Raw genomic sequence first — 25691 nt, 5'->3', positions numbered from 1 at the left:
ACAAAGCCCCTCATTGAGGGGCTTTGTTGTATTCGAGCTCTTATTATCCAGCGTTTTGATCCAGCCATTGCTGGAACTGCGCGGGTGGCAATGCACCACTTAACTGAGCAACCACCTCACCTTGTTTAAACACCATCAAGGTGGGGATGCTGCGAATCGCAAATTGTGCAGCCAGTGCTTGCTGGTGCTCGGTGTTGATCTTTCCGAAGCGCAGCTTGCCTTGGTTTTGCTCGGCGGCCGCGCTGAACACTGGTGAGAACTGCTTACAGGGGCCGCACCATTCGGCCCAGAAATCGACCACAATCGGCTGTTCGCTCTCGGTGAGTGCGGCGAAATTATCCTGAGTGAGGGTAATTGGCGCACCGTCCATTAGCGGTCGCTTGCACTTGCCGCATACCGCATGTTCTTCACGTCGCTCGGTGGCGATTCGGTTTTGTGCTTGGCAGTGGGGGCAGCGGGTGATAAAACTCGTCATAGTTTGGCTCCTTCAATCTGCTTGTAGTGTAGGGAACTGCTTTTCTCAGGCCCAAGCGTTTAAAACAATCCGATTGATAGCTGTGACTAATCGATACCAAATAAGCCCCCGTTGCAAGGACGCGCTGCTGCGCGAAACATGTTGTTTATGGATACTAGCCAGGCCCTGTCTGCCACTTCGATTATCAATACTCTGGATCTTGATGCACTAAGCCCCGGCGGGCACTGCTTCGAGCTGCAGCTACAAACCAATGGCTTGGGGCTGCCGCGCCGTGTGCCGCTGCGGGTATTCAAAGCCCAAGCTGCCGGCCCGAAGCTGTTAATCAGCGCCGGCGTGCATGGCGACGAAACCAACGGGATGCTGACCGCCCACGGCATTGCTCAAGTGTTGAGCGGCAAGTTGCTAATGGGTACGGTGGTGGTGGCGCCTATCATCAACCAAAGCGGTGCGCTGCTGCATCGCCGAGAGAGCTATAGCAGTGACCCCGAGGCGGCCTATCACGATATCAATCGCCTGTTCCCCGGCAGCGCCGCCGGTTGTGGCAACCAACGCTTGGTGGCTGAGCTGTGGCAAAAGCTTTTCTCGCTGGGTTTCGATATGGCCATCGACCTGCACAGCCAAACCCGCAGCTGTAACTATCCACTGTTTGTCTTTGCCGATTACCGGGTGCCGGCCGCGCAGCAAATGGCCAAGCTGATGGGGCCGGATATGCTGCTGGACGATCCCGGCGAGAAAGGGGTGTTGGAAACCGAGATGAATCGCATCGGCGTGCCGTGTATCACCGTGGAGGTGGGCGAGGGCAAGCAGTATCAGCCGCTGCTGATCCAGCGCGCGGTAGAGGGCATTCGGAGGATCTTGGCGGAACACAACATGCAGGAAGGTTTTGACAGCCACGTGCCACCTTGTATCGAAGGCACCAAGCTGTCGACCCATCGCGCAGAGGGAGGCGGCTTTGTGATCCCTTCGGTGCAGCTGCTAGAGCAAGTGGAGGTCGGCCAAGAGCTGGCGGTGCACTATGACGCTTGGGGGCGAGAGCTGCGCCGCTATCAAGCTAAAGTACCGGGCTGGGTGGTGTCGCTCAATACCGATCCTATCCGCGATGCCGGGGCGCTGGTAGTGAAGCTGCTGTGTAAGTAAGAGAGCCAAGTTTTTAAGCTGAAAGTCTTTACTGGTATTATCAGGCTTAGCGTGGGGCCTTAGTCGGCTTGAGTGCAGAGCATAGTGCGTGAGGGTAGGGATGTTTGCAAAGGAAAGCGATCTTCAAGAGTTAGTCCATCAGAACCCCGATTTAATACTCTCAGGCATTCCTGAGATCAGCCCTACATTATGCTGCGATACACCTCAGTTAGTCTCGTTGGGCAGGGAGCTGCCTCTAGCCAGCGGGGCGGTAGATAACTTGTACGTTGATATCAATGGTGTGCTCACATTTGTTGAATGTAAACGCTATTGTGATGGCCGCCTAAAAAGAGAGGTTTATCCTCAGGCGTTAAACTATGCCTCTGATATGCAGAATCAATTTGTTCATTATCAGGGGCAAGAATTCATCTCTGCATTTACCGGGTATCTGCACAAGGCCGGGATTATCTGGGAGGATGTAGTCGGGCGCTTGGCAGACGATAAGTTGTTAAGCGGTAAGCGGCTTGACGATTGGAAACGCCAGTTTTACTCGCGCTTAGAATACAACATAAAAGCAGGCATCTGCCGGGTTGTGATTCTCTGCTCTCCTGCACCAAGCAATAACTTCAACGCCCAAGCAATCCGTAATCTAATGCAGCTAATGTCCTTTTCAGAGCGTACTGCGCGGCAATACGACTTTCTCCTTATGGACTTAAGACAATCAGCGGGGGAGATGATCAGCAAAATCATCTGGCGTAGCTATGCTTACTTACCGCAAATCCCCTTGATTGCTGAAGCAAGCCGAGATAGTTCTGCGTCCGTCGAAGCTATGCGCGCAAGGTTTGATGCATTGGAAGCAGAACAACGGGAGATGCTGGATAGTTTGTTTGAGGAACTGAGCAAAAGAGACATTACAGCGAGAGAGAACACGTTAGGTTTCGCTCTGTATAAGTCGACGTCAATGTATATCCAAATATTCATTAACCCGGATACATGGACGCTGGTCAGGCACCAAATTCACTCCTCGGAATCTACTTATCAGCATATTGAGAGTGGCAAGCTTGAGGGCTTGCTGGGAATACACGATAGCAAAAAAGTGAAAATAGAGAGTAAAAAGTCTTCCCTTTCACCAAAGATGTATCAGGTAACCATTTTCCCCTTTACCTTTGGGGCAGTCTCTAAGTTCGTGGAGGCCGTTGAAATGCTTTCTGTTGATGCAGATTAGTCTGGCAGTTTTGCCTATCAAAGGGCCATAAACTTAAAGCCCCGCAGGTGCGGGGCTTTAATATTCCAAAGATTCAGTTAGCGTTTAGCCACCAACAGCAATCTTCTTCATATCGGTCATGTAGCCACGAAGCTCTGCGCCTACCCACTCAACTGAGTGCTCACGGATGGCTTGGTTAACTTCGATAAGACGCATGTTGTCTACGCCGTTGTCAGCTTCCTCGAAGCCTTTACCGATGTACTCCAGGCTCATGTTGTTCACTTTGTCGCGCAGCAGTGGCACGGCAGCGTGTGAGAACAGGTAGCAGCCGTACTCGGCGGTGTCAGAGATAACCACGTTCATCTCGTACAGGCGCTTACGGGCGATGGTGTTGGCAATCAGCGGAGTCTCGTGCAGTGACTCGTAGTAGGCGCTCTCTTCGATGATGCCGGCAGCCACCATGGTCTCGAAGGCCAACTCTACGCCAGACTTAACCAGCGCTACCAACAGGATGCCTTTGTCGAAGTACTCTTGCTCGGTGATTTCTACGTCAGATACTGGCGCGTTCTCGAAGCCGCTTTGGCCAGTTTCTTCACGCCATTTCAGCAGGTTGGCGTCGCCAGCTGCCCAGTCGGCCATCATGGTGCGCGAGAACTCGCCTTCGATGATGTCGTCCATGTGCTTCTCGAACAGCGGACGCATGGTGTCTTTCAGCTCTTCAGCCAGGTCGAAACACTTGATTTTCGCTGGGTTAGACAGGCGATCCATCATGTTGGTGATACCACCGTGCTTAAGTGCTTCGGTGATGGTTTCCCAACCGAATTGAATCAGTTTTGAGGCGTAACCCGCGTCGATGCCTTCAGCTACCATCTTGTCGTAGGCCAAGATAGCACCGGTTTGCAGTACACCACACAGGATGGTTTGCTCACCCATTAGGTCAGATTTCACTTCGGCAACGAAGGAGCTTTCCAGTACGCCTGCGCGGTCACCGCCGGTGGCAGAGGCGTAAGCCTTAGCGATTTCAAGGCCATCGCCTTTAGGGTCGTTCTCTGGGTGAACCGCAATCAGGGTCGGTACACCAAAGCCACGCTTGTACTCTTCACGTACTTCAGTACCTGGGCACTTAGGTGCAACCATTACCACAGTGATGTCTGGGCGAACCTGCATGCCTTCTTCCACGATGTTGAAACCGTGTGAGTAAGCCAGAGTTGCGCCTTCTTTCATCAGCGGCATAACAGTTTCAACAACGTTGCTGTGCTGCTTGTCTGGAGTCAGGTTAAGAACCATGTCAGCTTCTGGGATTAGCTCTTCATAGGTACCCACTTTAAAGCCGTTGTCGGTCGCTTGAACAAAAGAAGCTCGCTTCTCTTTGATGGCCGCTTCGCGCAGGGCGTAAGAAATGTTCAGGCCAGAGTCACGCATGTTCAGGCCTTGGTTCAGACCTTGTGCGCCACAGCCGACCACGACAATGTTCCAGCCTTTGATGAACTCACAGCCGTTGGCAAATTCGCTGCGATCCATAAAACGGCAGCGACCAAGTTGATCAAGCTTCTGGCGAAGGCTAAGGGTGTTGAAATAGTTGGCCATCATTAACTCCGTGTTGATGCTAATCCAAAAAATGACAGGTTACGTGTTGTGTTTGCGATGTGGGCGGTGGTTGTTGTTAAAGCCCTGCTCTTTATCGAGTCTGTTTTCGCAGTGACCTCACTATACGAGGGGGATTGCATTGCGTAAAATGAATTATTTGCGATAGTGTATTGCAGAAAATGAAATACAACCCAGCTAACAGGGAGTTTTATGGACCAACGTAGCTGCGAACTGTTCTTACACCTAGCCGGCAGCCTGCACTTCAGCAAAACCAGTCAGGCGATGCATGTGAGCCCTTCAACCCTTAGTCGGGTGGTGCAACGCTTGGAAGAGGAATTAGGCGCTGAGCTGCTGTTTCGCGATAAACGCAGCGTAAAGCTGACTCCGGCCGGGCGACGTTTTCGCCGCTTTGCTGAGGACTGGCTGGAGCAGTGGCGGATGCTACAGAGCGATCTGGCCCTGCAAAGCAGCGAGTTGAGCGGCGAGCTTAAGCTGTATTGCTCGGTGACCGCCAGCTACAGCCATCTGCCGGATATTCTCGATAAGTACCGTTTGGTCTGCCCCAATGCTGACATCAAGTTGGTGACCGGCGATGTAGCACTCGCGGTGCAAAAGGTCGAGCAGGGCGAGGTGGATATTGCCTTGGCGGCCCGCCCAGATAGCCTGCCACTGAACATGGCTTTTGCCAGTATTAGCAAGGTGCCGCTGTCGATTATCGCCCCCACTGTAAGCTGCAATGTGCGCCGTTTGCTGGAACAGCGGCCGATCCCCTGGGAGAAGATCCCCTTTATTTTGCCGGAGCACGGCCCAGCCCGCTCGCGCATCGACAACTGGTTTACCCAGATGCGGGTGCAACCCAATGTCTATGCCAAGGTGGTGGGGCATGAGGCCATCGTCAGTATGGTAGCGTTGGGCAGTGGCGTGGGCATTGCCCCGGAAGTGGTGGTGGAGAATAGCCCGGTGCGCGAGCGCATCGAGAGCCTGCAACTGGGTATCGAGATCGTGCCCTTCGACCTTGGGATCTGTATGCTAAGCAAACGGCTGCACGAGCCATTGATGCAGCGTTTTTGGCAGATTGCTTCTCGTAGTTAGACAAGGATGAACCATGACCCCCGCAGTACAACTTCTCAAAAAAGCCAAGGCCGAGTTTGAGCTTCTCGAATATAAAGCCGATCCCAAGCTGGGTAACTTTGGCCAAGCCAGCGCCGAAAAGCTCGGCCTGCCCGAAGCGCAGGTGTTTAAAACCCTGCTCGCCAACGACGATAGCCAACCGCGCAATATGGTGGTGGCGGTAGTCCCGGTGAGCGCCCAGCTCGATCTAAAGAAGCTGGCCAAAGCCGCGGGCATCAAAAAGATGAGTATGTGCGAGCTTAATCTGGCCGAGCGTACCACCGGCTATGTGAAAGGCGGTATCAGCCCGCTTGGGCAAAAGCGACTGCTACCGACCTTTATCGATGACAGCGCCGAGCAGTTTGCTCAGATCTATGTGAGTGCCGGTAAGCGCGGATTGAGTGTTGGGCTTAACGCTCAGCTACTGGCTTCTATTACTAAAGGGCAATTTACTTCGCTAAGCACCAGCGCCTAGACTCAAGCTTATGCGTGTAGTTGTACTTGTTGTTTGCTTGTTCCAGTTTGCGGCGTTCGCTGAACAAGTGGTGTTTTCGACCAGCTCGGTAAAGCCTTGGGGCTACACCGATGAGCGTGGTCAGGCTCAAGGCTTGCTGGTGGACTTCAGTGAGCGAGTCTCTGAGCTTGCCGGTTATGAGCTGGTGAACTCCATCCGCCCCTATCCCCGTGTGATCCGCGATCTTACCGCTGGCTCTGTGGATTTTGCCGTGATGTTTGCCAGCCCCGGGGCCGAGCAGATTGGTGTCGATCTGGGTAAGATCCTTGATTTACAGGTGGTGGCGGTTGCGCTTAAAGGTGCGCTTCCCATTCAAGCGCCAGACGAGCTCAGAGGTAAGCGGGTCGGTGTTATCCGGGGCTCGCGTTATGGCCCGGCCATCGATGACAACCCCCACATCAGCAGGAAAACCTTCATCAGTACAGCACAAGGCCTGGAGATGCTCAAACTTGGTCGTATCGATGTGATGGTGGCCACCGACTACGCCATATTCCACTCGCTTGATGAGCTCGGTTGGGATGGCAGTGAGATTATGCCGGTGTACGTGCTCTCTCGCCCCAGTGCGCATTTGTACTGGTCGCGACAATCCCATCAACAGCAGCAAGCCGATGCGCTGGCTAAGGCCTTGCGACAAATGCGCAGCAGTGGAGAGCTGACTGAGCTGTTCTCACTGCAGCCGACTGTCGCAGTCATTGAGCCTTAGGAAATACTGAGCTGGAAACGCTGCCCTCAGCATGGCTTGAGGGGCATATACAGCTTGGCTACAATGGCGCAAAACAAGGAGACGTAGATGATCAACCCCAACAAAATAGAAGAGATTGCCAAGCAAGTCAGCGAGCTGGTGCCACCGGGCCTGAAAAGCGCGGGCGAAGAGTTCGAACGCAAAGTTAAGCAGGTCGTGCAGGCTAAACTAAGCCAACTAGATGTAGTCAACCGCGAAGACTTCGAAGTGCAAACCCAAGTGCTACTGCGCACGCGCACTAAGCTCGAAGAGCTGGAGAAAAAAGTCGAAGAGCTGGAAGCGCGCTTGGCGGAGAAAGAGTAACCCCGTCTGTCGCCGCTAAACCATTTGCCAGATACGGCTAATTTGTCTGGCAAATCCCCCCATCAACACACTACCCATTCCCCTTCAATTCCTGCTTTGACAGGCTTATCCGGGCTATTTTTCGCTTAATTTACGTTAAAGCTTTTCATCATTGTCAGAATGCCTATTATGTTAGGCCAATTAAAACAATGCGTGGACAACATAGATGAGTGAATGGAGCCCCTCGAGCTGGCGTAGTAAGCCAGTTAAGCAATTGCCCAGCTACCCTGATCAGGCAGCGCTGGAAGCCGTAGAAAAAGAACTTGCTGCACAGCCTCCGCTGGTGTTTGCCGGTGAAGCGCGTGCCCTGCGTGACGACCTGGCCAAGGTTGCCCGTGGCGAAGCCTTTTTGCTGCAAGGCGGTGACTGTGCCGAGAGCTTTGATGAGTTCCAGACCAGTCATATCCGCGACACCTTCAAAGCACTGATGCAGATGGCTGTGGTACTGACCTTTGGTGGTCAGAAGCCGGTAGTGAAAGTGGGCCGTATCGCCGGTCAGTTCGCTAAGCCACGTAGTGCCGATATGGAAGAAGTCGATGGTGTAAGCCTGCCTTCTTACCGTGGCGACATCATCAATGCGATCAACTTTGATGAGAAGAGCCGGGTGCCGGATCCAGAACGTATGCTCAAGGCTTACCATCAGTCCACCTCTACCCAAAACTTGCTGCGTGCTTTTGCTAACGGCGGTTTGGCCGACTTGAATCAGGTTCACAAATGGAACCTGGACTTCATCGCCAAGAGCCCGCTGGGCGAGCGCTATGAGAACATCTCCAACAGCATCGAAGAGGCGCTGGCCTTTATGGCGGCCTGTGGCATCAACACCCAGAATGCCCCGCAGCTGCGTGAGACCACCCTTTACACTTCGCACGAAGCCTTGCTGCTGCCTTACGAGCAGGCGCTGACTCGCAAAGACAGCCTGACTGGCCGTTGGTACGACTGTTCAGCCCACATGCTGTGGATTGGTGACCGTACTCGCCAGCCAGACCACGCTCACATCGAGTTCCTGCGTGGCGTAGAAAACGCGATTGGCCTGAAAGCCGGTCCTACCACCGATCCAGACGAGCTGCTACGTATCATCGACACCATCAACCCAGAGAACGAAGCGGGTCGCTTGAACCTGATTATTCGTATGGGCGCCGACAACGTGGCCGATCACCTGCCTCAGCTGGTGCGTGCGGTTGAGCGTGAAGGCAAGCAAGTGGTGTGGAGCTGTGACCCAATGCACGGCAACACCGTAAAAGCGCCAAACGGCTACAAGACTCGCCGAGTGGATGACATCCTGCGCGAAGTGCAGCAGTTCTTCCAGATCCACAAATCGGAAGGTACCTACGGCGGTGGTGTTCACTTCGAGATGACCGGTCGCAACGTGACCGAGTGTGTCGGTGGCGCCTTCCAGATCACTGAACATGACCTGGCGGCCCGTTACCACACCTACTGTGACCCGCGCCTGAATGCCGACCAAGCCTTGGAGCTGGCCTTCTTGATTGCTGATCACATCAAGGCTGCCCGTTAATCGCTAGTAGCGCCTGATACGAAAAAACCACATCCGAGGATGTGGTTTTTTTATGCCTGTGATTTACCGTAACACTCTCGTTATGCGTTAGCGCAGCCCGCGGCGACTAGTAATACTGGTCGTGGCGGCAATGGTACTGATCGTCGTCGGGGAATAGCTCATTCATGGAGCGGGTGTGAAACTCCCCGGTATGTTGGTCGCGGATAATCGCTAAGCGATTGATCTTGTCGATGCGATCGATCACCGCATAGCCATGGTCATAGATGCAACGCATGCCGGTACGCGCTTTAGTTTGGTCCATGATAGCTTCCTCGTAGACAGTGCCTCACAGACTCATTACGTGGCAGTCGCCAACAGCGATCTACGTCAGCCAGCCGATATAGAACTGAAGTACGATCAGGTTCACGATATCGATAAAGAAGGCCCCCACGATTGGCACCACCATAAAGGCTTGCGGCGACGGCCCATTACGCGCCACCAAGGCGCTCATATTCATTACCGCGGTCGGGGTAGCGCCCAAACCAAAGCCACAATGGCCGCCACTGATGATCGCCGCATCGTAGTTGCTGCCCATAAAACGGAAGGTGACGATGTAGGCAAACACCATCAGCGTGATGGTCTGCACAAACAGGATCAACAGCAGCGGCAGGGCCAAGTCGAAGATCTCCCAAAGCCGCAGGCTCATCAGCGCCATCGACAAAAACAGTGACAGGCTAAGGGTGCCCATGGCATCCAGGCTCTCGCTGTGCAGCTTGTACTTGCCACTGAGCTCCAGTGCATTGGCAATAAACACCCCAATAAACAGACCGTAAACGAAATCGGGCATGCGCAAGGCGCTGATCTGCAGCTGATTGATCGCCTCGCCCACTAACTTGGCCCCGGCCACACAAAACAGCATCACAAACAGGGTTTCACTGAGGCTGGTGGCGGTGACACGCTCCTCTTCTTTACGATCGAAGGTCACCAAGTCGGGATATTGCTCGTGGTGGCGGTGGTCGTTGCCATAGTCAGAGTTCAGCTCGCGTCGGCGCACCAAGCGCTGCCCCACCGGGCCACCAATGATCCCGCCCATCACCAGCCCAAAGGTAGCTGCAGCCATGGCGAGCTCGAGGGTTTGCAGGCCGTAGTCTTCAGCAAAGGTTTGTGCCCAGGCAGCTCCGGTGCCATGGCCGCCGGAGAGCGAGATGGAGCCGGCAATCAAGCCCAGCAGCGGCTCTAGCCCCAGTGCGCTGGCCATACTCACGCCAATGGCGTTCTGCACCACGATAAACAGCATCGCCACTCCGAGGAAGATAAACACCTTGGCACCGCCCTTGGCCAGTAGCTTGTAGTTGGCGGCCAGCCCCACAGTGCTAAAGAACATCAGCATCAGGGTGTCTTGCAGGGGCAGTTGGAAGTTAACCTCAATGCCGAACTGGCGCATCAGCACCACGGCAAAGGCGACCACCAGGCCGCCAATAATCGGTTCGGGGATGTTGTAGCGCTCTAACAGGCTGACCTTGGATGCGATAAATCGCCCCAGAAACAACACTGCAATGGCGACTAAAAACGATTCCAGTTCTGAGAAGGTGTAGCTGTTAGGCATAGGGAAGCTCCGACTAAAAGCGTTCCCTAAGCGTAGTCGGGTTACTCGGCTCTGACAGCGGTGCCGCTAACACTGACCATCAGCATGCCGCCTTGCGCACCCACCGTTTCATAGTCGATATCGATACCGACAATAGCGTTAGCGCCCATATCGGCGGCTTGCTGCTGCATCTCGGAAAAGGCAATCTCGCGCGCCTTAGCCAGTTCTTTCTCGTAGGCACCGGCGCGACCGCCCACGATATCGCGGATCCCGGCAAAGAAGTCTTTAAACACATTGGCACCGAGGATCGCCTCACCGGTGACCACGCCGAAGTGATGCACGATCTGTTTGCCATAAACCTGAGGGGTGGTTGAAAGCTGCATAGGGAACTCCATGTCCAAAGGGGCTTGTTGCTGATAGTAGTCCTGCTGGACACAGTGCTTCAAGACCTAGCTTTAAGCCTTAGTTAGCTTGATACTGATAATGACGAAGCTGCTGATACACCTTGTTGGAGAGATTGCAGGCTGCCAGCTTCATCGCCCAAGACAGGCCATCGGCATACAGCAGGGTGGAGAGCCGGGCCAGTAGCGTGTTAAGAGTTTCGAGCGCGTCATCATGGCGCTCCAGCGCACGTTGAGAATCAGAGATGTTTTGATGGCTCACCACATAGGCAAACAGCACCTCTTCGCTGGTTAGCCGGTCCAGCAGATGGCGCTCGGCCAGCCGGGCCGCCCAACTGTAGTAAGCAAAGGCCCCGCGGTAGATCCCCCGCTGGTAGTAGCCGTTGCCTTCATCGATCAGTGCTTTCCATTGTTCCATAACGGCCTCTGCTTAATTGACTTGTGTAAATGAGAATCGTTACCATTAAAGCGTGGGTTGCAGAAGATTACAAGCGGTTTTTAGGGGGCTGAATCGACCACTTTGATGCGTCAACTACCTCTAAGTGGCTATCAATAAATATTTGATAGATAAAGAAAATTAGATCAGTAAAAGACTGTCAGAGTTTTTACAGCTTTCTGGGATACAAACAGTGAGCGCATTAAAACTATATGATTTATTTATATATTTCATCTTGGAATGATTAATGCATTGCTACGCTTAATATAGAATGTGCTGCGAAAGGACAACAGAAAATGAAACGTTGGTTTATCGCGATAGTCTCAGTGTTGATGGCCTATAGCCAAATTGGCCACGCTAAAGTGATCGGATCCGATGGGTCCTGTGATTTGGGATCCGTCACCCTCGACTCCATCCGAGCGATCTCTTTTGTGGATGGTCTGCCAGCCGATCCTAGCCTTATCGCTCCCCGCAGTTACGACTCCAGTAGTTGCATCGGGAACGAAGGCAATGATGATGGCGCAGCTTATCAGCCGTTTGTCGAAGAGATCGATGGTATCGAGTACTACAACGTGGGTCTGGAAGGTAACGGCTTGTTGAATGGCGGTGGAACTGAGAAGAAGCCGGCATTCTTCGACGGCTCTGAGTTTATCGACCCTGAAGACTATCAAGATTTCGCAGATGACGGCACCTTTACCGACCCAGGCTGGATCCACCTCGCACACTTTAATGGGGCCCTCGAAGCCACCTATGACAGTGTATCGATAGAAGGTGTTGGTAGCCTAAACATCGGTGACCTGTTAACCATTACCATCGATCAATGTACCGATAAAGATGGTGAAACAGACGGTGAGAACGCGATTTGCAACTGGACGCTGACCACTAAGCTGGACATTATTCAAGACGTTCAGGCTATCCTCGGAGAAGCGACCTTCGACCACTTGGCTATCTCGATCAAGGCCGCAAATGGTTTCACCGTTTACGACTTTGACTTCAACGATATCTTTGCTCAAGAGCTGAGTGCCAATCCCGGCAGTACCCTAAACTTCCTGACTCCCTACGAGTTGTCCGGCACTCTATCGACGGCCGATTTAGGGAGAAACGGTTTTGCTGGTATCTCCCACATCAACTTTTGGGCGCGTGACCCCTCGGAGCCTGCTGATGTCAGTGAGCCACGTACCGTGTTGGTGTTCGCTTTGGTGCTATTAGCGCTTGCAGGTTTGAGCCGCCGCATGCAAGCCTAGGGTTAAGCCTCCTAAACTAACTCTAAAGCGGGCACTGCCCGCTTTTTTCTTGCCCGCGCTTTGGGTGGTAGGGGGTTGTAGGTATGGGTTTGTAGAATCTAGGCCCAGTCGATACACTGAGGCCCCAACTTCACAAGCGCCAGATTGATGTACACCCTTCGTCCCTACCAGCGAGATTGCGTTCGCGCCACCATCGACTATTTCCGCAAAAACGATGCGCCGGCCTTGCTCTGTTTGCCCACTGGGGCGGGTAAGAGCTTGGTGATTGCCGAGCTGGCGCGCATTGCGCGTGGGCGTGTGTTAGTGCTTACTCATGTTAAAGAGCTGGTGGAGCAAAACCATGCCAAATACGAGAGCTACGATCTTAGCGCGGGCATCTTCTCAGCAGGTTTAGGGCGCAAAGAGAGTGACGACAAGGTGGTGTTTGCCTCGGTGCAATCGATGGTGAAGAGCCTGGATCGCTTCGCCAAAGAGTTCTCGCTACTGGTGATCGACGAGTGCCACCGGGTGCCGGATGATAAAAACTCCAGCTATCGCCGGGCCATTAGCCATCTGCAGGAGGTCAATCCGCAGCTTAAAATCCTCGGGCTGACAGCCACGCCTTATCGCTTAGGGATGGGTTGGCTCTACCAATACCACACCCGCGGTTTGGTGCGCAGCGAAGACCCGCGCTTTTTTAAAGACTGCATCTTCGAGCTGCCGATTGCCTACCTGCTGGATGAGGGCTTTTTGTGCCCAGCCAAGATCATGGATATGGCGGTGCTGGGCTACGACTTCTCCAGCGTGCATCCCTCTAAAAACGGCTACTTCAAAGACAGCGAACTGAATCGGGTGATTGCCGAGCACAAGCGCGCTACCCCGCAGATTATTCAGCAGGTGGTGGATGTGGCTAGTGATCGCAAAGGGGTGATGATCTTCGCCGCCACCGTAGAACATGCCAAAGAGGTGCTCGGTTACCTGCCCGAAGGTGAAGCGGCGCTGATTATTGGTGATACCCCGTTGGCCGAGCGCGATGCGCTGATCCAATCCTTCAAGCAACAGCAGCTTAAGTACTTGGTGAATGTGTCGGTACTCACCACCGGCTTTGATGCGCCCCATGTGGACTTGATTGCAATCCTGCGCCCCACAGAATCGGTCAGCCTCTATCAGCAGATCGTCGGCCGCGGACTGCGCCTTAGTGACGGCAAGCACGATTGTTTGGTACTGGAGTACGCCGGCAACCACTACGACCTGCATCAGCCAGAGGTGGGCGAGCCCAAGCCCGATTCCAAGGCGGAGATTGTCACCGTTCCCTGCCCGGCCTGCGGCTTCAACAATAACTTTTGGGGCATTCTCGATGACGATGGCTTTTTGGTGGAGCACTACGGCCGCCGCTGTCAGGGCTATCTGGAAGATGATGAAGGTGAGCGCGAAGACTGCGGCTACCGCTTTCGCGCCAAGTTCTGCGATGAGTGCGGCACCGATAACGATATCGCCGCCCGCCGCTGTCACCTGTGCGATGCGGTGATGGTCGACCCAGATAAAAAGCTACGTGAAGCGCTCAAGCTAAAAGACGCGCTGATCTTCCAGTGCCAAGAGATGCGCTTAGAGGCCAGCAAAAACCAATACGGTAAGCCACAGTTACGGGTGACCTATATCGACGCTGGTGGCGCCGAGCTAAAAGAGCATTGGCAGCTCGCCACCAAGCGCCAAAAGCAGGATTTCTTAGCGCGCTTTGTGCCCGCCCATTTGGTGGATCGCCATCGCCCCTTCGATACCGCAGCCCCGAGCAAGGTGGCCAATAGCGCCCACCGTTTTCGCCCCCCGGCGATTATCATCGCCCGCAAGCAGGGGCGCTTTTGGAGTATCCGGCATAAGTTGTTCGAGTTGGATGGACTCAGTGAATCGACCGAACAAGCGCTGAGCGCCGCTGCGCAAGACTAACAAGGGCCGCGATTGCGGCCCTTTTGCGTTAGGTACTGTTCCAACGCAGATTATGCGCCAATCACCCCGCCATCATCACGAGTGACCACCACAATGGTGGAGCGCGGTTTGCTGTCGCCACCCGCAGGATAGTGGGAAGGTTTGCCCTTCTCACCAGGGTGTTGGATGCCAACAAACATGCTGCGTTGGTCATCGCTGAAGGCCAAGCCGGTGATCTCACAGGCAATCGGGCCGGTCATAAAGCGGCGCACTTCACCGGTCATCGGGTCGCCACACAGCATTTGGTTGTTGCCCTGGCCTGCGAAGTTACCCTCGTTGGAGTAGTTGCCGTCGGTTTGGATCCACAGGCGGCCAGCTTTATCGAAGCCGATACCGTCGGGGCTGTTAAACATGTTGTCTTTGTTGATGTTGTCGCTGCCCGCATAGAGGTTGCCTTGGTGCACGGTCGGGTTGCCGGCAATCAGGTAGAGATCCCAGTCAAACTCATGGCTGCTGTGGTCGCCACCGGCCGGTGACCAACGTACGATCTGGCCATAGTGGTTCTCGGAGCGTGGGTTCGGACCGCCCACCGGTTGATTGTCTTTAACGCCGCGGTTTTTGTTGTTAGTTAGGGTGCAAAATACGTACTGGTTGCCCGGATGCACTGCTACCCACTCAGGGCGGTCCATGGTGGTTCCGCCGACCACGGTGGCTGCGCGGCGAGCGTAGATCAGCACCTCGGCCTGATCATTGAAGCCGTTACTCGCATCCAGGCCATTCTTACCAAAGCTCAGCTCGATCCACTCGCCTTTGCCTTTCAGGGCATCGGGCTGCATGGAGAACTTGGCTACATACAGGGTGCCTTCTTCCAGCAAGCTGCGGTTGTTGGCGTTGTCGCCCTCTATGTACTTGCCCTTGGAGACGAACTTGTAGAGGTGTTCGCCACGCTCGTCATCGCCTAAGTAGACCACCGCATGGCCGTCGCCATTGATGGTCATCGCGGCATTTTCATGCTTAAAGCGACCTAACGCGGTGCGCTTGAGCGGGGTAGAGCTTGGGTCCATCGGGTCGATTTCCACCACCCAGCCATGGCGGTGCGGCTCGTTGGGGTGCTTGGCCACATCAAAGCGCTCATCGTGGCTGTGCCACAGGTATTTGCTAGGCTTGGCTTTGATGCCATAGCGGCCGTAATCGTCGTTAAGCTCAACCGCTTGCTCGGTGCCAAAATAGCCGTGGAAGTTCTCTTCGCAGGTCAGGTAGGTACCCCACGGTGTTTGGCCGTTGGCACAGTTGTTAAAGGTGCCCAGTACTTGGGTTCCGCTGGCATCGGCTGCGGTTTTGAGCAGCTCATGGCCGGCGGCCGGGCCAGTGAGCTCCATCTCGGTAAAGGCGGTGATGCGGCGGTTGAGCTTGCCGCCCTTGTCGATTTGCCAGCCATTGCCAGTCCTCGCTAGCTCAACGATGGTGACGCCGTGGGCGGCTTGGGATTTGCGCACTTCGTCGGCGCTCAGTTTCTTGCCATCGTGGGCGAACATCAGGTCGATGTTGATGTACTCGTTGTTCACCGCCAGCACTGCGCGCTCATCGCTAAGCTGGAAGAAGCTCATGCCATCGGTGTTATCACCAAATTGCTGGGCTTGTGCATCTGAGCTCTGGTTGCCGCTCGGGTCAAACTCTGGCGCGCCGTTAAAAATCGGGTCACCCCAAGACATCAGCACTTCAGCCTGGTAGCCCTTTGGCACCACCACCTTATCAGCTGTGGATGCGGGCACTGCGTCGAAACCAATCAGCGGGCTACTGGCGGCTGCAATCGCCTTGGCGACGGGGTTGAGGCTTAGGAAGGCACCAGCACTTAATGCGGCGGTCGCGCCCAGAAAACCACGACGTGATAGTTGGCGATTAATCATCTGGGTAAATTGTGCGTCCTGCTTGTCTTGTTCTGACATTTCTCTCTCCTTGGATCTGATTATTTGCCAGACAAAGCTAACCAGAGTTTATTGCAATTATGTTGCAAAGATGTAGGTGATGAGTGATTTAGACTAATTGCCTATAAGAGGGACTACAGGCGAGGCTTGAGTTAAATATCTGAGCTAACTCGAACAATTGCTGAGTTGCACCCATAATTTCTACGGGAGCATTGATGGAGTGAGTAGTGAAGCAAACCCGAATCTTGGTGGGCATTGGCCTGCTGTTTAATATCATCGCTGCGCTGATTACCAACTTCTATATCGATGAGGCTGGGGCCGAGGCGAATGTCTTGTCTCAGCGACAGCAGCAAAACGACAACCTGATCCGCCAGGTGTGGCTGCAGCTCGACTCGCTGGAACGCAAACGCGAGTTAATTCTTGGCTTGGTCTCGCAGGACTCGCCTCCCCCGGCGTCGGTTGGCCAGCTGATCGAGCAAGACCTGCGCTATTGGACGCCCGATATGCCTGCCGCGGAGATCAAGCTTAGTAACTTATCGGTGTTGAATCAGCATATTCAGGGGATCCAGCTAGAGCTGCGTGAGCGCATCGACAATTACTATCTGGAAAACCTCGACCTGAATGAGCAGATTAACGCACAAATGCTCCATACCTCACGCATCCGTAACTTAGCTTTATTTTTACAGATCATTGGCTTAGCCTTGATTCTGGCACGCGACCTGAGCCGGTCGTAGTGCACCTCTCAATTGAGCCCAAGGACCAAAGACTAAGGAGTAGTTATGGCCGATCCCCACCATCGCCCGCAGATGGATGCCTTCGATAGCCTGAGTGTGTTGCTCTACCGCGGCGCATGGCTCGGTTTGGCGGCCATCTTGCTATATGGATGCTGGCCATTGTTTACGGATGGCCATGCGGTAGTGCCGCTGTGGCTGTTGGTCGCATCGGTGGCGATGCTCGGCGCGCAGTTGCATATCTATCTCAAGCCGGTGCGAGCCGTTTTGCAACTGGCGGCTTGGGGCGCGCTCGCTCTGGCGCTGATCTACTACCGCTGGCATTGGCCCTTGGCGGCCAGTTTAAGTTTGGGGGCCTGTTATGTGGTTGCCGCAGGGCTTAGCTATAAAGAGAGCTTCTGCTTTCAGTTCGGGCCGCTGCGGCTACTGCCGATTGTCTTTGTGGCGGATTGGCTAGCTGCGCAACTCGCCGTGGGAAGGGTTGTCACCCTGCCTGTGTTGGCGCTTGGGGTGAGCTATATCGCCATCGCCAAGTGCCGCCAACCACTGGATTTTGATATCGGTGATAAGAGCAAGTACCAGCATTGACCAGCGGCGAGCTACGGGCTCTTAGCTAGGCGAACACGGTCTTTAGCAAAAACACCACCAAGCCCAGCATCATCACCGCGATCACCCCATCGATAATCCGCTGAGCAGTCGGCCGGCTTAGCACTGGCGCCAGCTTGCTGCCCAGTAGCGAGAGCGAGAAGAACCAAGCGAACGATGCGGTGATCCCGCCCATAACAAAAGCCGGGCGCGCTTCCGGCGTAAGGTTGGCGGCAAAGCTGCCGAGTACCAAAATGGTGTCGATATACACGTGGGGGTTGAGCAGGGTGAAGGCCATACAGGCCAGCAGCACCGCCTTGAACTGCCCTTGGGTGCGAGCGCTGGCAACCTGCGATTGACCACGCCACGCACGTTGCGCGCACTGCCAGCCGTAATAAAGCATGAACAGGCTGCCGCAGATGGTCATGGTGTAGAGCAGCCATGGCTGGCTGGCAAACAGGCGGGCACCGCCCCATACGCCAATGCTCATAAAGATCACATCGGCAAACGAGCAGAAACTGGCAACAAACAGATGATGCTGACGGCGGATCCCTTGGTTAAGCACAAAGGCGTTTTGCATACCAATCGGCATAATCATGCCGGCCATCAGGCCTAAGCCACTCAAATAACTGCTCAATATCATTGCTTGTTTCCTTACTCTTTACTCACGCGTCTTTGTTCACGAGCGATAACTGCGTGTATTCGCCGTCACTATAACCAGCCGCCTTGATTAATTGCAGCTAATAATATTTATTGGTTATTAGGAAAATTAATATGAGTGTTGTCTATGTCTGGGATGAACCTGGAGCTGCTTGACTACAAGCTGCTAAAAGCCCTTGAGGCGGTGCTGCGTCATCAAAGCTTTGAGGCGGCCGCCGTCAGCCTGCACCTAAGCCAAGGGGCGGTGAGTCAGCGCATCAAGCAATTGGAAACGCTATTGGCACAGCCGGTGTTGCTGCGCACCCAGCCGCTAAGACCAACCCCCTTGGGCCAGCAGTTATTGGGGCACTATCAGCGGGTTCGCCAGTTGGAATCGGAGCTGGCGGTGCAGCTTGAGCAGCAGCAAGGCCCACAAACCCTGCCGCTGGCGGTTAATGCCGATAGCCTGGCCACCTGGTTTATTCCCGCCTTACAGCCCTTGCTCGGCGCCGGACGTTTGGTGCTGAATCTGATGGTGGAAGATGAGTCGCGCACCTGGCAGCGAATGCGTAGCGGCGAGGCCATCGCCTGCGTAACCTCGCGGGCAGAAGGTATCGCCGGTAGCGAGGCGCACTTTCTGGGCTACATGGAGTACCTCTGTGTGGCTACCCCAGAGTTTGCCGAGCGCTACTTTGCCCAAGGCGTCAGCGCTGAATCGTTGCGGCTCGCCCCGGCAATGGTATTCGACCAACACGACGACATGCAGCTGCAGTTTCTCTCCCAGCACTTTGACCTGCAGCCCGGCCAGTATCCTTGCCATGTGGTGCGATCCTCGGAGGGTTTTGTGGCGCTTACCGAGGCCAGTGGTGGCTATAGCCTGTGTGCTCGCCCTCAGGTCGAGCAGCAACTCGCGGCGGGAACCTTGGTAGATATTTGCCCCGAGCGGATGGTGCGGGTGCCCTTGTTCTGGCATCACTGGCAATTAGCAGGTAACTTAGTGATTGAAGTTACAGACTATTTACGGGCATACACCCGTCAGGTGCTGTCTCAACAAACGGCAACGGAATAACGCAACACCATCGTAGAAGGAATTCGCCGATGAAAGTGATTATCGCTCCCGACTCTTTTAAAGAAAGCCTCACCGCCATGGAAGTGGCGGACTATATCGAACTGGGTTTTCGTCAGATCTATCCCGATGCCGAATACTGCAAGGTGCCACTGGCCGATGGCGGCGAAGGCACCGTACAAGCACTGGTCGATGCCACTGGCGGTCGGATTATGCCGGTGCTGGCGCAGGGACCTTTGGGTCAATCGGTGGAAGCCTTTTTCGGCATGCTCGGCGATGGCGAAACCGCCGCGATCGAGATGGCCGCTGCATCCGGCCTGCACTTGGTGACTCCCCCCGAGTTACGCGATCCCAGACAAACCTCCAGCTACGGCACCGGTGAGCTTATTAAGGCTGCGCTCGATAGCGGCGCTAAGCGCTTGATTCTCGGCCTTGGCGGCAGTGCCACCAATGACGCAGGCTTAGGCATGCTGAAAGCGCTTGGGGCGAAGTTCTTCGATCAGTTCAACAAGCCGTTAGGAGATGGCGGCGCTGCGTTGATCGATCTAGCGCATATCGATGTGAGTGAGCTGGACCCACGCCTCAAACAAGTGGATATCGAAGTGGCCTGCGATGTAGACAACCCACTGTGTGGTGACAATGGCGCATCGGCGGTATTTGGCCCGCAAAAAGGTGCCTCCCAAGACATGGTCGAGCTACTGGATCGCGCCTTGGGCAACTTTGCCAAGGTGGTCAACACACAGCTGGGGCAAAACGTCGCGCACTTACCCGGTGCCGGTGCGGCAGGCGGTATGGGGGCCGCCTTGGTGGCCTTTATGGGGGCAGAGTTACGCCCCGGCGTGAACATCGTTACCGAAGCGGTGGATCTGGAAAGCAAACTGGAAGGCGCGGACCTGCTGATCACCGGAGAGGGCCGTATCGACAGCCAGACCATTGCCGGCAAAACCCCGTTTGGCGCCGCGCAATTGGCCAAGCAGTTCGACATCCCTGTGATCGCGCTAGCGGGCAGTATGCGCTACGACTACGAAGTAGTGCTCGAGCACGGTATCGATGCGGTGTTCTCGGTGGTACCCGGGCCGTGTAGCTTGGAACATGCGCTAACCCATGCAGAGCAAAACTTAGCGGTGGCGGCACGCAATGTGGCGGCGACCTTGAAGATGGGTGGCGGGTTTTAGCGGACTTAGTAGTTGGGGCGCTGAAGTAAGCGCCCTAGTTACTCGATAAGCTCTATTTTTACTCCTAACGTGTCGGCCACAGCCTCCGCCAACGCCCTGATCCTCTCTCTTTCACACCCTTCTTCTATCAGCAGGTTTCCGCCTTCTCTTAGCGCCATAGACAAGCGATATTCTTTGCTATCGTCTCCGCTAAAGGTGCGGATCTTCACACTCTCGATATCGGAGAACTTGGCGGCCACTTTGCCATTGTGTTCAATGGATTGATTAAAGCGGTTGAAGCGCACGCCTTCGCCATGGATTAGCAATAGCAACAGCCTTCGGGTTTCCTGAATCGTCTGAAATGCTACCAATACACTGACTATGCCGAAGACAATCGCAATCATCTTTTCAGGCTGTTCTTTAATTTGCTCAACCAGACCATCAAGCTGGGTAATTGGCCAGTTATGCCAAGTAATCAATAGAACCACTGTCATAACAAAAGGCGTTACCAATAGTGTTGAGATTAGTTTTGAGAGCAGCGAAACCTTGGACTTTCTTAGAACCAGCTCGGACTTGGTTTGAGAGGTGATCCTCAGCGTATCTGTGTCCTTGCTAATGGTATGTGCGCGAGCAACCGTATCCCGAATAATGTTTTTGCTGGGTTTGGACAACAGCTTATCTTTACAGGTGTTGCAGTAGAGGCTTGCATCCAGTCGCTGGAGCTGCTGCTTGGGGAACTCTTTAAAGCAAGAGGAACATCTCATCGGCTGGACTCTTTAGATGTGCTAGGTGAGTCAGCAATAAGCCTGCGGCGATACCAGCGGTTGACGCGCTGATAGCAAAAACACACCACGATGGGGATCAGTGAGAACCACAGAATAAACTCTGGCAAGATGGTGTATGCCCGATCTGGCTTACTCACCCCATGAATTATCGAGACTAACCATGCGATCACTGACAGCCAGCAGCTAAAGAAGGTGATCACCCAGTAGGGGGCCCACTCACTATCTGCCGGAGTGAGCTTTTTGGCGACAGACCAGCAGACCAGCCCGGGGATCCAGGCATAAAGAATGACGATTGCGCTGAACAGGGCCAGCCCGAAGGGGCCGGGCAAAGAAGGCTCGGCAAGAATAAAGCGGTCTTGCCACATATCTACAGCGACCAACCCGGCAATGGCCAGTTGGATAAGAAGAAAGAGTTTGGTTTTAGCGTGCATCAAAGCGATTGACATCCTTGGTCAATTGGCGAACAGGCCTATCCATCATTGGCCAAACAACACCATATGTGTGTTTAGATAGTGCTTTCAAAACTATCAACAGAAGTGTGTTTGTTCAAACTATCAATGACCTATGTTTGATCTGATGCGTCTGCCACGCAGGCCTCATCATACCGTGATAGTTCCTCCGCAACAGCAAGGCTGATGGATAAGCGTTGGCGCGGATGATAACCTTTTGGTCAATCCTCGGTATTGGCTGCTCCGCTGTTTGCCGTGTTTAGCCGCCGTGAAACCGCGTTGTTGTAGGCCCGTAGTATGAAGTTGATGTCGATAGTTTTTCTGCTGTTTTTCTCTGTGAGTGCCCACGCCTCATGTGTTGTGCTATTGCACGGCCTTGCCCGTACGCCAAGTTCGATGAAGGTGTTGGAAGCAACCTTGCAGGAAGAAGGCTTTACGCCGGTAAACTTGGGTTATCCGTCGCGGGATTACCCCATCGAGCAGCTGGCCGATATGGCCATTGAACCCGCCTTGGCGCAGTGCCCGGATGGTATGACGATCCACTTCGTCACGCATTCCCTTGGCGGTATTCTGCTGCGGCAATATCTAAGTCAACAGCCCATCAACAACTTGGGGCGTGTGGTGATGTTGGGGCCTCCCAATCAAGGTAGCGAGGTGGTCGACAAGCTCGCCGACGTGCCCGGCTTTCGTTTTCTCAATGGTGAGGCTGGATTGCAGCTCGGCACCGGAGAGCTGAGCGTGCCGAATCGCTTGGGTAAAGCCGAGTTTGATCTGGGCATTATCGCCGGCACTAAGAGCATCAATCTGATCTTGTCACAGCTGATCCCAAGCACCGATGATGGCAAGGTATCCATCGAGCGCACCAAGCTTGAGGGGATGAATGATCATATCGAGATGCCGGTTAGCCACCCTTTTCTGATGAAGAACGAAGCTGTGATCAAGCAGGTGGTGCACTACCTGAGAAACGGCAATTTTGAGCAACAACAGCCACCTTCGGCTAAGTCGTGAGTTTTCAGGAGTGTGTAGTCGCAATGAGTGAGTATTTTGATCAGTTAGCCAGCACGTGGGAGCAAAACCCCATGCGCATCGAGAGAGCGTCGGCGACTGCGGAAAAGTTGAGGAAGACACCGATTAGATCTTACCGCCACCTGGTTGATTTTGGCGGCGGCACCGGCCTGTTGAGCTGCCTATTAGCGGATGAGTTTGAACGCGTCACCGTCGTCGATACCTCTCTGGCCATGCTCAAACAGGCTGAGCAAAAAGCACTGGCAAACTCGTGGAGTAATATTGATACATCAACGGCTCTTCCTTCAGAGCCTGCGTCAGCACTGGTATCGCTAATGGCGTTGCATCATGTCAAGGATCTGCAGGGGTTCTTTAGCCAAGCATCCGTTTGCCTCGAGGCTGGTGGAACCTTGATGATTGCCGATCTCTACAAGGAAGATGGCTCGTTTCATCACCATGAGCCCGGCTTTGATGGTCACAATGGCTTTGATATCGAACAGTTGTCAAAGATGCTCACCCAGCATCACTTTACGGTGGAAGGTGAGAGCCAGTATTTTTCGATTACCAAAGAGGGTGCTGATCGTGAGCTACGTGACTACCCCTTGTTCTTTTTGGTGGCAACCAAGAACTAACTCGCGGCGTGATGAATGCCAAGGAGCGGTGATGATTATCAGCAACACCCTGGAACCCGGCGATCTGGGAAGTATCGTTACCCAGCATGGCCTGTTGTATGCCAAAGAGTATGGTTTTGATGCCAGCTTTGAGCCTTATGTGGCAGAACCCCTAGCGCAATTCGCCAAGCGCAGCAGCGAGCGAGAGCGGATTTGGCTGGTAAAACAACAAGGAGTGCTGCTTGGGTGTATTTGCATCTGCGAGAACTCGATGGCTGAGGCCCAGCTGCGTTGGTTCTTTCTCGATCCCATCGCTCGAGGCAAGGGGCTCGGTAAACGGCTGATGGATGAGGCGATCACCTTTTGTGCAGAACATGGCTATGCAAAGGTCATCTTGTGGACGGTGGCAGGCTTAGCGGTATCCAAGTCGCTGTATCTGCGCTACGGTTTTGAGCTTGTCAAAGAGTACCCGTGCGAGCTTTGGGGCAAACCGCTGCTGGAGCAGTGTTACGAGAAGTGCTTGTAGCTCGCAAACGCCTCGCTCGGAGCGAAGCGTTCACGCAGAAAGGCCTTAGCCCAAGCGGCGTCTCAAGCCTAGCAAGCCCAGTGCAAACAATAGCAAGGTGGTGGGTTCAGGCGCCGAAGCCGAACGAGAGTCGGTGGCGAACAGGATGCCGTCGATGGTGAACTCTTCATAAGCGCCTTGTACATCACGGATCTGATCGCCGTGGATAAAGCTAAAGGAAGACACTTCCATTCCACCGAAGCTAAAGCCAATAAAGGGCACATTCAGCACATCGATATTGCCTTCTGAATCCGGTGATAGTCCCAGTAGGTCGCTTAAAATGAACTCCTCGCCATTCACCGCGATGCCGATTTCGGACACGTCTAGCAGGCTGGGCGCTTGGTCATCGTCAGCATCCAGAAAAGTATCAGCTAGGTTATAGATGCCGAAACCAAAGTTGCTGTAACCAAAGCTTAGATTGACGCCATCATGCTCCTCAGGATCCTCGTCATCTTCATTGCCAAAGATGGGGAAGCTGGCGTCCACTTCACCGGAGAACAAACCGTTGCCAAGCACACCCACAGGGGTGGGTTCATCATCGAGTTGATGCCCGCCGCTGAGCTCAACATCGATAACGCCTGCCTGAACATTGCTGCTACCCGATAGCGGATCCCAGAGATTCTCGGGGCCGCTGAAGGTTTCATCGATAATGGTGTAGCCGGCAACGCTGGCTTCCCAAGCGGCTTGGTCGGTGAAAGTTAGCACCACTGCAGAGGCTTGTTGTGCAGTAAACAACAAGGCTGCAGCACTAAGTGATTGAATCAATTAGCGTTGTTTCATAGCTCCCTCTATTTACAAGTTAGTCAATCCGTCGACAGCCCGAGCCACTGCAATATCTAAACCACAGGAAATAATTATTTGTTTATAAAGGTTTTATGTTTGTGCGGTGCTAGCAAAGCACTTGAAAAATAGAGGAAATTGTAAAGAAAGCTGACGGTGCTTGAGGCTGTCGGCGCGCTTAAGATGCAAGCACAAACTCGGTAAAGTGCGTGAGCAGAGCACCGCGATATTTGTCTTTGTGCAGCACCAAGTAATAGTCACGAAATAGCGCTTGTTTAAGCGGCAAGTGTACCACCTGATCGGCCACGCGGCTGGCGCGGAGCGAATGCAACGATAAGCACGAAAGGCCGAGGCCGGCGGCGACGCCGTTGATGATCGCGGTGGTTGCGTTGAACTGATAGCCCTCTTGCCAACTGTTCAGCGCGGGGGCTACGTGTTTGAGGAAGTAGTTGCGGCTACCGGAGCCGGTTTCGCGCAGTAGCCACTGCTGTTGCTCAAGCTCGCTAATATCCAGTGCTGTTGCCGAGGCCAGCGGACAGTCTTTTGGGGCGATAACGCACATCTCATCGCCGCCAAAGCGCTGTGCGATTAGCTGAGGGTCGCTCACTTCACCTTCGGTCAGGCCCACGTCTATCTGAAAATCCAGTAGCTGTTGGCATAACAAGTCGTTGTTGGAGATGCGGATATCCTTGTCCACCAAGCCAGATACTTGGTCAGCGGGGCTAAAGGCCGCCAGCATCGCGGGGAGCAGGTGGTTGCCGATGGTTTGACTGGCGCCAATCTTCAGTTGGCCGGTCAGTGCATTGGGCTGATTTGACAGGCTGGCTAGCAGCTGATGACGCTGCAATAGTTCATCACTCAAAGGCAGTAGCTGGCGGCCCTGTTGATTGAGCTGGAGTCGTTTGTTAACCCGGTCAAACAAGGAATAGCCGAGCTGCTTTTCCAGCTCGCCAAGGGCCAGGCTGACCGCCGCTTTAGAGAGATGCAGCTCAATGGCGGCTTGGCTCAAGGATCCCTGCTGGGCAATCTGGCTAAACACTCGCAGCTGCTTAATGGTGATGGCTGGATTTATCGCTGTCATTTCCTTTGCTCTTCAATAACTCGATCTCTAATTTGTTTAGTTTCTCAAAACAGCTGTAAATAACAATTAAATATATTTAAACATCGAGCGGGCGTATTATGGCGGCTGTAAGAAAGGCGCGTATGCGCCCGTTGGTTAGGCCCGGTGGGTTGCCTCCTTGTTGGT

The 25691-nt window shown here is 54.1% G+C and carries 28 protein-coding genes; 16 read left to right on the top strand and 12 right to left on the bottom strand.

Annotated features, from left to right (window positions below; translation table 11 throughout):
* Positions 1-43: 43 nt before the first annotated feature.
* Positions 44-475, bottom strand: a complete 432-nt coding sequence (gene trxC, locus G462_RS0107430; protein ID WP_026958439.1) for a thioredoxin TrxC — start codon at positions 473-475, stop codon at positions 44-46.
* A 147-nt stretch (positions 476-622) separates the two neighbouring features.
* On the opposite strand from trxC, the gene G462_RS0107425 reads away from it, so the two are divergent.
* Positions 623-1612 carry a succinylglutamate desuccinylase/aspartoacylase family protein gene (locus tag G462_RS0107425; protein WP_035477136.1) on the top strand — a complete coding sequence of 330 codons (990 nt, stop codon included), beginning with the start codon at positions 623-625 and terminating at the stop codon, positions 1610-1612.
* Positions 1613-1712: 100 nt separating this feature from the next.
* Complete coding sequence (locus G462_RS0107420; RefSeq protein ID WP_026958437.1) at positions 1713-2816, top strand: PDDEXK family nuclease; 1104 nt, start codon at positions 1713-1715, stop codon at positions 2814-2816.
* 84 nt (positions 2817-2900) lie between these two features.
* Here the strand turns inward: G462_RS0107420 and ilvC are convergent, their stop codons facing one another.
* A complete protein-coding gene (gene ilvC, locus G462_RS0107415) occupies positions 2901-4382 on the bottom strand; it encodes a ketol-acid reductoisomerase (protein WP_026958436.1) in 1482 nt (493 codons plus the stop codon).
* Positions 4383-4592: 210 nt separating this feature from the next.
* Here ilvC and ilvY point away from each other — a divergent pair, with 210 nt between their 5' ends.
* The 5 genes from ilvY (at position 4593) to G462_RS0107390 (ending at position 8603) form a co-directional block, all read left to right on the top strand.
* Entirely contained in the window at positions 4593-5474 is an 882-nt protein-coding gene (ilvY, locus tag G462_RS0107410; protein WP_026958435.1) for an HTH-type transcriptional activator IlvY, read from the top strand.
* A 13-nt stretch (positions 5475-5487) separates the two neighbouring features.
* Entirely contained in the window at positions 5488-5967 is a 480-nt protein-coding gene (ybaK, locus tag G462_RS0107405; protein ID WP_026958434.1) for a Cys-tRNA(Pro) deacylase, read from the top strand.
* Positions 5968-5977: 10 nt separating this feature from the next.
* Entirely contained in the window at positions 5978-6709 is a 732-nt protein-coding gene (locus G462_RS0107400; RefSeq protein ID WP_026958433.1) for a substrate-binding periplasmic protein, read from the top strand.
* Positions 6710-6796: 87 nt separating this feature from the next.
* A complete protein-coding gene (gene ubiK / locus G462_RS0107395) occupies positions 6797-7051 on the top strand; it encodes a ubiquinone biosynthesis accessory factor UbiK (RefSeq protein ID WP_026958432.1) in 255 nt (84 codons plus the stop codon).
* Positions 7052-7256: 205 nt separating this feature from the next.
* A complete protein-coding gene (locus G462_RS0107390; RefSeq protein WP_026958431.1) occupies positions 7257-8603 on the top strand; it encodes a class II 3-deoxy-7-phosphoheptulonate synthase in 1347 nt (448 codons plus the stop codon).
* Positions 8604-8709: 106 nt separating this feature from the next.
* Here G462_RS0107390 and G462_RS0107385 read toward each other — a convergent pair whose 3' ends face one another.
* The 4 genes from G462_RS0107385 to G462_RS0107370 form a co-directional block, all read right to left on the bottom strand.
* Positions 8710-8904, bottom strand: a complete 195-nt coding sequence (locus G462_RS0107385) for a hypothetical protein (protein ID WP_026958430.1) — start codon at positions 8902-8904, stop codon at positions 8710-8712.
* A gap of 60 nt (positions 8905-8964) precedes the next feature.
* Positions 8965-10188: a sodium/glutamate symporter gene (gltS, locus tag G462_RS0107380; protein WP_026958429.1), complete on the bottom strand. Its 1224-nt coding sequence runs from the start codon at positions 10186-10188 to the stop codon at positions 8965-8967.
* A gap of 41 nt (positions 10189-10229) precedes the next feature.
* Positions 10230-10550 carry a heavy metal-binding domain-containing protein gene (locus G462_RS0107375; protein WP_026958428.1) on the bottom strand — a complete coding sequence of 107 codons (321 nt, stop codon included), beginning with the start codon at positions 10548-10550 and terminating at the stop codon, positions 10230-10232.
* A 79-nt stretch (positions 10551-10629) separates the two neighbouring features.
* Positions 10630-10986 carry a hypothetical protein gene (locus G462_RS0107370; RefSeq protein ID WP_026958427.1) on the bottom strand — a complete coding sequence of 119 codons (357 nt, stop codon included), beginning with the start codon at positions 10984-10986 and terminating at the stop codon, positions 10630-10632.
* Positions 10987-11300: 314 nt separating this feature from the next.
* Between G462_RS0107370 and G462_RS0107365 the strand changes: the two genes are divergently transcribed.
* Positions 11301-12248 carry a hypothetical protein gene (locus tag G462_RS0107365; RefSeq protein ID WP_026958426.1) on the top strand — a complete coding sequence of 316 codons (948 nt, stop codon included), beginning with the start codon at positions 11301-11303 and terminating at the stop codon, positions 12246-12248.
* A gap of 144 nt (positions 12249-12392) precedes the next feature.
* Positions 12393-14171: a DNA repair helicase RadD gene (radD, locus tag G462_RS0107360; protein WP_245579541.1), complete on the top strand. Its 1779-nt coding sequence runs from the start codon at positions 12393-12395 to the stop codon at positions 14169-14171.
* A gap of 50 nt (positions 14172-14221) precedes the next feature.
* Here the strand turns inward: radD and G462_RS0107355 are convergent, their stop codons facing one another.
* Complete coding sequence (locus G462_RS0107355; protein WP_026958424.1) at positions 14222-16096, bottom strand: PhoX family protein; 1875 nt, start codon at positions 16094-16096, stop codon at positions 14222-14224.
* 206 nt (positions 16097-16302) lie between these two features.
* On the opposite strand from G462_RS0107355, the gene G462_RS0107350 reads away from it, so the two are divergent.
* Together G462_RS0107350 and G462_RS0107345 are read left to right on the top strand one after the other, a co-directional pair.
* Positions 16303-16809 (top strand): hypothetical protein, encoded by a 507-nt coding sequence (locus G462_RS0107350; RefSeq protein ID WP_035477112.1) that lies wholly within the window; start codon positions 16303-16305, stop codon positions 16807-16809.
* Positions 16810-16854: 45 nt separating this feature from the next.
* The gene (locus G462_RS0107345; RefSeq protein ID WP_026958422.1) at positions 16855-17394 is read left to right on the top strand and encodes a DUF2301 domain-containing membrane protein; all 540 of its coding nucleotides are present in this window, start codon (positions 16855-16857) and stop codon (positions 17392-17394) included.
* A gap of 25 nt (positions 17395-17419) precedes the next feature.
* On the opposite strand, the gene G462_RS0107340 is transcribed toward G462_RS0107345, so the two are convergent.
* Positions 17420-18034, bottom strand: coding sequence for a LysE/ArgO family amino acid transporter (locus G462_RS0107340; RefSeq protein WP_051326598.1), 615 nt, complete (start codon positions 18032-18034; stop codon positions 17420-17422).
* Positions 18035-18178: 144 nt separating this feature from the next.
* Between G462_RS0107340 and G462_RS0107335 the strand changes: the two genes are divergently transcribed.
* The gene (locus G462_RS0107335; RefSeq protein WP_245579540.1) at positions 18179-19099 is read left to right on the top strand and encodes a LysR family transcriptional regulator ArgP; all 921 of its coding nucleotides are present in this window, start codon (positions 18179-18181) and stop codon (positions 19097-19099) included.
* A gap of 29 nt (positions 19100-19128) precedes the next feature.
* Positions 19129-20271, top strand: a complete 1143-nt coding sequence (locus G462_RS0107330) for a glycerate kinase (RefSeq protein ID WP_026958419.1) — start codon at positions 19129-19131, stop codon at positions 20269-20271.
* 38 nt (positions 20272-20309) lie between these two features.
* Here G462_RS0107330 and G462_RS0107325 read toward each other — a convergent pair whose 3' ends face one another.
* Together G462_RS0107325 and G462_RS0107320 are read right to left on the bottom strand one after the other, a co-directional pair.
* Entirely contained in the window at positions 20310-20921 is a 612-nt protein-coding gene (locus tag G462_RS0107325; protein ID WP_157378571.1) for a hypothetical protein, read from the bottom strand.
* An 89-nt stretch (positions 20922-21010) separates the two neighbouring features.
* On the bottom strand, positions 21011-21466 hold the full coding sequence (locus G462_RS0107320) for a hypothetical protein (protein ID WP_026958417.1): 456 nt from the start codon (positions 21464-21466) through the stop codon (positions 21011-21013).
* Positions 21467-21790: 324 nt separating this feature from the next.
* Between G462_RS0107320 and G462_RS0107315 the strand changes: the two genes are divergently transcribed.
* The 3 genes from G462_RS0107315 to G462_RS0107305 are packed head-to-tail and all read left to right on the top strand — an operon-like array spanning position 21791 to position 23626.
* Positions 21791-22492, top strand: coding sequence for an esterase/lipase family protein (locus G462_RS0107315; RefSeq protein ID WP_245579539.1), 702 nt, complete (start codon positions 21791-21793; stop codon positions 22490-22492).
* A 23-nt stretch (positions 22493-22515) separates the two neighbouring features.
* A complete protein-coding gene (locus tag G462_RS0107310) occupies positions 22516-23121 on the top strand; it encodes a class I SAM-dependent DNA methyltransferase (protein WP_026958415.1) in 606 nt (201 codons plus the stop codon).
* Between the two features lie 31 nt (positions 23122-23152).
* Positions 23153-23626 carry a GNAT family N-acetyltransferase gene (locus G462_RS0107305; RefSeq protein WP_026958414.1) on the top strand — a complete coding sequence of 158 codons (474 nt, stop codon included), beginning with the start codon at positions 23153-23155 and terminating at the stop codon, positions 23624-23626.
* 45 nt (positions 23627-23671) lie between these two features.
* Here G462_RS0107305 and G462_RS0107300 read toward each other — a convergent pair whose 3' ends face one another.
* Positions 23672-24430: a PEP-CTERM sorting domain-containing protein gene (locus tag G462_RS0107300; protein WP_026958413.1), complete on the bottom strand. Its 759-nt coding sequence runs from the start codon at positions 24428-24430 to the stop codon at positions 23672-23674.
* Positions 24431-24623: 193 nt separating this feature from the next.
* Positions 24624-25526, bottom strand: a complete 903-nt coding sequence (locus G462_RS0107295; protein WP_026958412.1) for a LysR substrate-binding domain-containing protein — start codon at positions 25524-25526, stop codon at positions 24624-24626.
* Between the last annotated feature and the right edge of the window lie 165 nt (positions 25527-25691).

Source organism: Aliagarivorans taiwanensis DSM 22990, assembly GCF_000429505.1.
Classification (GTDB): domain Bacteria; phylum Pseudomonadota; class Gammaproteobacteria; order Enterobacterales; family Celerinatantimonadaceae; genus Aliagarivorans; species Aliagarivorans taiwanensis.
This window is presented reverse-complemented; position numbering and strand designations above follow the sequence as displayed.

Excerpts from the sequence above, each read along its gene's own strand:
- G462_RS0107295 (WP_026958412.1), bottom strand. The coding sequence starts at position 25,526 with ATGACAGCGATAAATCCAGCCATCACCATTAAGCAGCTGCGAGTGTTT.
- G462_RS0107305 (WP_026958414.1), top strand. The coding sequence starts at position 23,153 with ATGATTATCAGCAACACCCTGGAACCCGGCGATCTGGGAAGTATCGTT.
- G462_RS0107375 (WP_026958428.1), bottom strand. The coding sequence starts at position 10,550 with ATGCAGCTTTCAACCACCCCTCAGGTTTATGGCAAACAGATCGTGCAT.
- ubiK (WP_026958432.1), top strand. The coding sequence starts at position 6,797 with ATGATCAACCCCAACAAAATAGAAGAGATTGCCAAGCAAGTCAGCGAG.
- G462_RS0107310 (WP_026958415.1), top strand. The coding sequence starts at position 22,516 with ATGAGTGAGTATTTTGATCAGTTAGCCAGCACGTGGGAGCAAAACCCC.
- ybaK (WP_026958434.1), top strand. The coding sequence starts at position 5,488 with ATGACCCCCGCAGTACAACTTCTCAAAAAAGCCAAGGCCGAGTTTGAG.
- G462_RS0107420 (WP_026958437.1), top strand. The coding sequence starts at position 1,713 with ATGTTTGCAAAGGAAAGCGATCTTCAAGAGTTAGTCCATCAGAACCCC.
- G462_RS0107425 (WP_035477136.1), top strand. The coding sequence starts at position 623 with ATGGATACTAGCCAGGCCCTGTCTGCCACTTCGATTATCAATACTCTG.
- ilvC (WP_026958436.1), bottom strand. The coding sequence starts at position 4,382 with ATGGCCAACTATTTCAACACCCTTAGCCTTCGCCAGAAGCTTGATCAA.
- G462_RS0107365 (WP_026958426.1), top strand. The coding sequence starts at position 11,301 with ATGAAACGTTGGTTTATCGCGATAGTCTCAGTGTTGATGGCCTATAGC.
- G462_RS0107315 (WP_245579539.1), top strand. The coding sequence starts at position 21,791 with ATGTCGATAGTTTTTCTGCTGTTTTTCTCTGTGAGTGCCCACGCCTCA.
- trxC (WP_026958439.1), bottom strand. The coding sequence starts at position 475 with ATGACGAGTTTTATCACCCGCTGCCCCCACTGCCAAGCACAAAACCGA.
- G462_RS0107385 (WP_026958430.1), bottom strand. The coding sequence starts at position 8,904 with ATGGACCAAACTAAAGCGCGTACCGGCATGCGTTGCATCTATGACCAT.
- G462_RS0107330 (WP_026958419.1), top strand. The coding sequence starts at position 19,129 with ATGAAAGTGATTATCGCTCCCGACTCTTTTAAAGAAAGCCTCACCGCC.
- G462_RS0107345 (WP_026958422.1), top strand. The coding sequence starts at position 16,855 with ATGGCCGATCCCCACCATCGCCCGCAGATGGATGCCTTCGATAGCCTG.
- G462_RS0107370 (WP_026958427.1), bottom strand. The coding sequence starts at position 10,986 with ATGGAACAATGGAAAGCACTGATCGATGAAGGCAACGGCTACTACCAG.
- G462_RS0107400 (WP_026958433.1), top strand. The coding sequence starts at position 5,978 with ATGCGTGTAGTTGTACTTGTTGTTTGCTTGTTCCAGTTTGCGGCGTTC.
- G462_RS0107340 (WP_051326598.1), bottom strand. The coding sequence starts at position 18,034 with ATGATATTGAGCAGTTATTTGAGTGGCTTAGGCCTGATGGCCGGCATG.
- gltS (WP_026958429.1), bottom strand. The coding sequence starts at position 10,188 with ATGCCTAACAGCTACACCTTCTCAGAACTGGAATCGTTTTTAGTCGCC.
- G462_RS0107320 (WP_026958417.1), bottom strand. The coding sequence starts at position 21,466 with ATGCACGCTAAAACCAAACTCTTTCTTCTTATCCAACTGGCCATTGCC.
- G462_RS0107335 (WP_245579540.1), top strand. The coding sequence starts at position 18,179 with ATGTCTGGGATGAACCTGGAGCTGCTTGACTACAAGCTGCTAAAAGCC.
- G462_RS0107355 (WP_026958424.1), bottom strand. The coding sequence starts at position 16,096 with ATGTCAGAACAAGACAAGCAGGACGCACAATTTACCCAGATGATTAAT.
- G462_RS0107390 (WP_026958431.1), top strand. The coding sequence starts at position 7,257 with ATGAGTGAATGGAGCCCCTCGAGCTGGCGTAGTAAGCCAGTTAAGCAA.
- ilvY (WP_026958435.1), top strand. The coding sequence starts at position 4,593 with ATGGACCAACGTAGCTGCGAACTGTTCTTACACCTAGCCGGCAGCCTG.